A 2,308-nucleotide genomic window follows, 5' to 3' on the forward strand; every position below is an offset into this window, starting at 1 on the left:
CGGGTTGGTGCGTGTCCCCGAGTAGGGGCGGACTCGTGTAATCTGTCTTGAATCTGCAAAGACCTCTTTGTAAGCCTGAATACTTCCTGGTGACCGATAGTGGATAGTACCGTGAGGGAATGGTGAAAAGTACCCCGGGAGGGGAGTGAAATAGTACCTGAAATCGGGCGCTTACGATCCGTCAGAGCCTTGTGGGGTGATGGCGTGCCTTTTGAAGAATGAGCCTGCGAGTTATGTTGTGTGGCGAGGTTAACGCGTGTGTGGTAGCCGTAGGGAAATCCGAGTCTGAATAGGGCGTGGAGTCGCATGATATAGACCCGAAGCGGGGTGATCTACGCTTGGCCAGGTTGAAGCACGTGTAGAAGCGTGTGGAGGACCGAACCCACCTGGGTTGAAAACCGGGGGGATGAGCTGAGTGTAGGGGTGAAAGGCTAATCAAACTCCGTGATAGCTGGTTCTCCCCGAAATGCATTTAGGTGCAGCGTTGTGTGTTTCTTGCTGGTGGTAGAGCTACTGGTTGACTGATGGGCCGTGTTGGTTACTGAGGTCTGCCAAACTCCGAATGCCGGTTAAGTTAAGCATGGCAGTGAGACTGCGGGGGATAAGCTCCGTGGTCGAGAGGGAAACAGCCCAGATCGTCGACTAAGGCCCCTAAGCGTGCGCTGAGTGGGAAAGGATGTGGAGTCGCGTAGACAACCAGGAGGTTGGCTCAGAAGCAGCCATCCTTGAAAGAGTGCGTAATAGCTCACTGGTCAAGTGGTTCCGCGCCGATAATGTAGCGGGGCTTAAGCGTACCGCCGAAGTCGCGGCATCAACACATTTTCGCGGCCTGCCTCGAGGTGGGTTAGTGGTGTTGTTGGGTAGGGGAGCGTCCTGCCAGAGTTGAAGTCCGGGAGTGATCTCGGGTGGATTTGGTGGGAGTGAGAATGCAGGCATGAGTAGCGAGTGGAAAGTGAGAATCTTTCCCGCTGGATGACTAAGGGTTCCAGGGCTAGGTTTGTCCGCCCTGGGTGAGTCGGGTCCTAAGGCGAGGCCGACAGGCGTAGTCGATGGGTGACCGGTTGATATTCCGGTACCGGCGAAGAACCGTCCATGACGAGGGGTCGTGTGCTAACCAATGCCACTGGCTTGTTTCACCTTCGGGTGTTATGGGTTTTGTGGTCTTGGGGTCCCGCGGTTTAGTAGTCAAGCGTGTTAACAGGGGTGACGCAGTGAGGTAGCCGACGCGTGTCTTATGGCTTGGCGCGTCTAAGAGTGTGGCCCGTCTCCTAGGCAAATCCGGGAGGCTTTGAGGGTGAGGCTTGATGGTGAGACCGTTTTGGTTGAAGTTTGGTGTGCCTGTACTGCCGAGAAAAGCCTCGACGTTAGGTTTGAGCCGCCCGTACCCTAAACCGACACTGGTAGTCAGGTAGAGAATACTAAAGCGGACGGGTTAATCATGGTTAAGGAACTCGGCAAAATGCCCTCGTAACTTCGGGAGAAGGGGGACCATTACCGGCGAAGCGTCTTGCGCGTGGTTGTTGGTGGTGGTCGCAGTGAATAGGGGGAAGCGACTGTTTATCAAAAACACAGGTGCATGCTAAGCCGTGAGGCGCTGTATATGCACTGACGCCTGCCCGGTGCTGGAAGGTTAAGAGGAACTGTTAGTCTTTGGACGAAGCGGTGAATTTAAGCCCCAGTAAACGGCGGTGGTAACTATAACCATCCTAAGGTAGCGAAATTCCTTGTCGGGTAAGTTCCGACCTGCACGAATGGCGTAACGACTTCCCTGCTGTCTCGACCGTGAGCCCGGTGAAATTGCATTACGAGTAAAGATGCTCGTTTCGCGCAGCAGGACGAAGAGACCCCGGGACCTTTACTATAGCTTGGTATTGGTGCTCGCTTGCGATTGTGTAGGATAGGTGGGAGACTTTGAAGCTGGCACGCCAGTGTTGGTGGAGTCGTTGTTGAAATACCACTCTGTTGTAAGTGGGTTCCTAACTTAGACCCCTGATCGGGGTCAGGGACAGTGCCTGGTGGGTAGTTTAACTGGGGCGGTTGCCTCCTAAACTGTAACGGAGGCGCTCAAAGGTCCTCTCAGCCTGGTTGGCAATCAGGTGTTGAGTGTAAGTGCACAAGAGGGCTTGACTGTGAGACTGACAGGTCGAGCAGGTACGAAAGTAGGAACTAGTGATCCGGCCATGGCTTGAGGAAGCGTGGTCGCTCAACGGATAAAAGGTACCCCGGGGATAACAGGCTGATCTTGCCCAAGAGTCCATATCGACGGCATGGTTTGGCACCTCGATGTCGGCTCGTCGCATCCTGGGGC

The 2,308-nt window shown here is 54.7% G+C and carries 1 rRNA gene; it reads left to right on the forward strand.

From position 1 onward, the window contains the following. A 23S ribosomal RNA gene (locus tag FYJ63_RS10930) occupies nucleotides 1-2,308 on the forward strand; the annotation flags it as partial.

Source organism: Mobiluncus porci, from assembly GCF_009695935.1.
Lineage (GTDB): Bacteria > Actinomycetota > Actinomycetes > Actinomycetales > Actinomycetaceae > Mobiluncus > Mobiluncus porci.